General features: G+C 34.2%; 3 protein-coding genes. 1 reads left to right on the top strand and 2 read right to left on the bottom strand.

Annotation, left to right across the window (positions count from 1 at the left end; all coding sequences use genetic code 11):
- On the top strand, positions 1 to 416 hold a 416-nt coding region (locus tag ABIQ28_RS13260; RefSeq protein ID WP_348038086.1), incomplete at its 5' end, for a zinc-dependent metalloprotease.
- Between the two features lie 1,136 nt (positions 417 to 1,552).
- Here ABIQ28_RS13260 and ABIQ28_RS13255 read toward each other — a convergent pair.
- Together ABIQ28_RS13255 and ABIQ28_RS13250 are read right to left on the bottom strand one after the other, a co-directional pair.
- Complete coding sequence (locus ABIQ28_RS13255) at positions 1,553 to 2,110, bottom strand: GDYXXLXY domain-containing protein (protein WP_348038084.1); 558 nt, start codon at positions 2,108 to 2,110, stop codon at positions 1,553 to 1,555.
- Between the two features lie 10 nt (positions 2,111 to 2,120).
- Positions 2,121 to 3,404, bottom strand: a complete 1,284-nt coding sequence (locus tag ABIQ28_RS13250) for a DUF2157 domain-containing protein (RefSeq protein WP_348038082.1) — start codon at positions 3,402 to 3,404, stop codon at positions 2,121 to 2,123.
- Positions 3,405 to 3,452 lie beyond the last annotated feature (48 nt).

Here is a 3,452-nt window from a genome sequence, read left to right as displayed (position 1 = left end):
ACATCCTTGATTTTGGAAGAATGCAACGTATGAGCGAAAACGAAACGGCCAACGGTAAAAACGCTTACGGTTTATTGGACATGATGCAAGATTTGCGCAAAGGTGTTTTTAGTGAGTTAAATAGCGGTAAAGCAATAGATGCCTACAGAAGAAATCTTCAGCGTGGCTATATTGATAGAATGGCTTTTTTAATGACCAAAGAACAAACTCCAATTCCGGCAAATTTCAGACGATTTGTTTCAAGAACGAATGTTGATGTGAGCCAATCTGACATTAGAGCAATCACCAGAGCAGAATTGAAAACTTTAGAAGGCACAATCAAATCTGGTTTAGCAAGAACCAATGACAATATGAGCAGAATCCATTTAACGGATGCGCTGCAACGTATTGACGCTATTTTAAATCCAAAGAGCTAACGCGTTAGTTGTAGTTATAAAAAAATGCTTCAAGGTTTCTTGAAGCATTTTTTATTTAATTGCAATTGGCATCTCAACGTTTAGACAGATGAATGATTCATTTTATTGGAGTGCTCTTTAAATTTATAAATCCATTTTAGGAAAGTCTACAATTTCGATACCTTATTAACAGATTTATAAGCTAGTCTTAAAAATCCAGTTATTATGATAAATACAATCCCAACGACAGTGCGATATTTTTGAAAAACAGTATCTGGATATACATTGGTCAGAGAGATGATTAAAATAATCAAAGCTAAAAACCAAATTAAAGCAATGATAATTAGTCCTGTTTTTTTTATAATCAATTCCATTTTAAAATTACAATTTCACATGCCATCCGCCACAAGGAATATCACTTCCTATCATTAAAACATAAGACTATTTGCTTCAATTATAATTTAATTAAATAGAATGATTTAGTGTCGTATTTCATAAATCAATTCATTGTTGTCCGATTAAAGTTGCGTTGATCTTCTAAGAATATTGACCGATAAAGTTCTTTTAAACGTTTTTCATCCTCAATCTCCTTCATTTCTCGGTTTTTGAAAACTATTTCTAAAACATCATAATCCATTCTAATAATGAATTTCAAGCCCATATTTTCAATTAATTACGTGTTTAGTCTTTGTTCTTGGCTCTATCAGCGGAGCGGCGGTTACTGAGCTTGTCGAAGTGTCTTAATTCTTTTCCGGACAATAGAGAAATCAATTATAACCATACATTTGTTAAAAATAATACACGAATTGTATTGGTATAACTACTTAAATCAGTGTAAATCTGCTCCATCAGCGTCATCAGTGTTCTACCAAGGAAAGGAACGCAGATAACGCTGATTTCTTATGATTAAAAAGGATAAACTATTAATATCGGGGTTTATATTTTTGAGGCCATACTAGTAAATAGAATGATTTGCTAACGTATTACAAAAATAAACCAACTATACCCAAATCAATTTTAAACACATATATACTAAAAAACAAAATACGACATTATATCATTTTAAAAACTCAACTCAGCCTTATTCAAAATACATTATCCTCTTGGAAATAGACCAAAACCGTCCCAAATAAAAAAGATTTCCTAACCTCCAACCTCTACTCCTTCTCAACATAATCCGCAATTGGAATATCATTGATAAACACATTATCCAAAACAGCTTTTCCCTTAAGAACATAAACCAAAGCATACGTATTGTTTGGCAGAGAATCTCTTTGTGCCTGAGCATGCGCTAATTCGGCGTCATAAGCTTTTGTTTCATTCATGTAAAACTCATTAAATGGAAAGGAAAAACCAACACTATTGTCAAAACGGTTGTACCAAGTGACTTTTGTTTTTAGATAGTCACCCGCTTTCGGATCATCTTTGGACACATCTTTGACCATGGCAAAACCAAGACTATCTGTTTTAAATGTTATATAAATAGGCGCATTAGTTACCCAAGTGGTATCGTTGGTAGCCGCAAAACTGATGTCGTAATTTAAATAAATATATTTGCCTTTAAAAGGATCGGACGGATCAACAGGCTGCGTTCTGAATTTATAAGCAGTTCCCCTAGCAATGGTGTTTTCTTGATCAAGAATCATTTGAGCCGGAACAAAGAGTTGCGCCAAAACGACCACTACGAATATTGAAAATATATGGATTGATTTCATCTTCTTAATTTTAAACTTTCACAATTGATTTTTTCCTTTTTAGCATGATATAATTGGCCAAAAAGAAGCCCACGCCAACAATTACAAATAACAGCCCTCTAATGACGTAGCTCATATCCGTATCAAAAAAGCGACACACAATCAGCGCGGTAATTATGAGTAATCCATAATTAAGAATTCCGAAATGATATCTATCTGCCCCCAATTTTATCGTGACAAGCCCAAGTACCAAAACAAGAATATTTACGAATATGGCAGCGATCAAACCATCTAACAGGCCGCTAAAAAAGAATGCCGTGAATATGATAAATACAAAATGAAACAGGTTAAATTGTTTCATCCATTGTTTTGAATACAAGTAAATGAGGAGTGCCAAAGTGACACCAAATAATAACAGCGTCATTAAGAACTCCTTAGATACAAATAAATCGGATCCACTATCGAAATTCCAAATCCCAATAAAGCTGCAAATCAAAAGCATCACAACCGTTCCGACAGACCCAAATATGAGGTACCCATTACGTCTTAATTTCCGATCATCAAATATGGGAAGCTTTCCGATATTATAAAAAAGACCAAATAAAATTATATAGGTCAAATATCCTAAATCGCCATAACGTTCTAAGAATGTGCCTAACGTAATGATAACACTTAACGGCAGCAACCAATTAAAAATGGAGGTCACATTGGCTTCCGATTGATGCTTTAGCAATTGCAAATAATGAGGCATTAACAATGCAAGCAACAGCACATATATCCAAGGCGCTTCTGAAAGACCATTAAATCCATAACCTATACTTACCGCGTAAAAAGTCGAAAAGGCAATATGAAGCATGGCTACGGCGTTGGATTTTAATAGATAGATCAACGGCAAACACAGCAAAATCCAAATCAATACATAAGTACTTAAATCGCCAGGGATATTATAAATCTGGCTTACCAAACCAATACTGGAACCCACTGTAAAAAACAGGAATGTGCCAGACGCCTCTTTCCAGGTCCCACTTTTCTTTTTAAGAATGGCATAGCCTGCCAATACTTGTCCTAAAATCAAAGGAAATAAAGCAAGACCGGTTTTCAATGCCCGTGAAAAATAATCCCAATTATGGGCCAAAATCAGAATGATCCCCAATCCCACTAATAAGGATCCTAAAACACCAAATATTGCAAATAATTTGTTAGGCGTTTCTGATTCTTGTGATTGATAATAACCCAGAATTTTTATGGCAACTTCTTCCGAAATAACTTTATTTCTTACCAATTCTGGCAATTCGTCAACAAGTCTTGATTTCATTCGTATTGATTTTTATGTTAAATGTAATCTTTTATTTCTTATGCTTTT

The sequence above is a fragment of the Gelidibacter sp. genome, from assembly GCF_039916245.1.
Taxonomy (GTDB): domain Bacteria; phylum Bacteroidota; class Bacteroidia; order Flavobacteriales; family Flavobacteriaceae; genus Gelidibacter.
The sequence above is the reverse complement of the archived record's forward strand: the minus strand, read 5'-3'. Positions and strand labels throughout refer to the sequence as shown.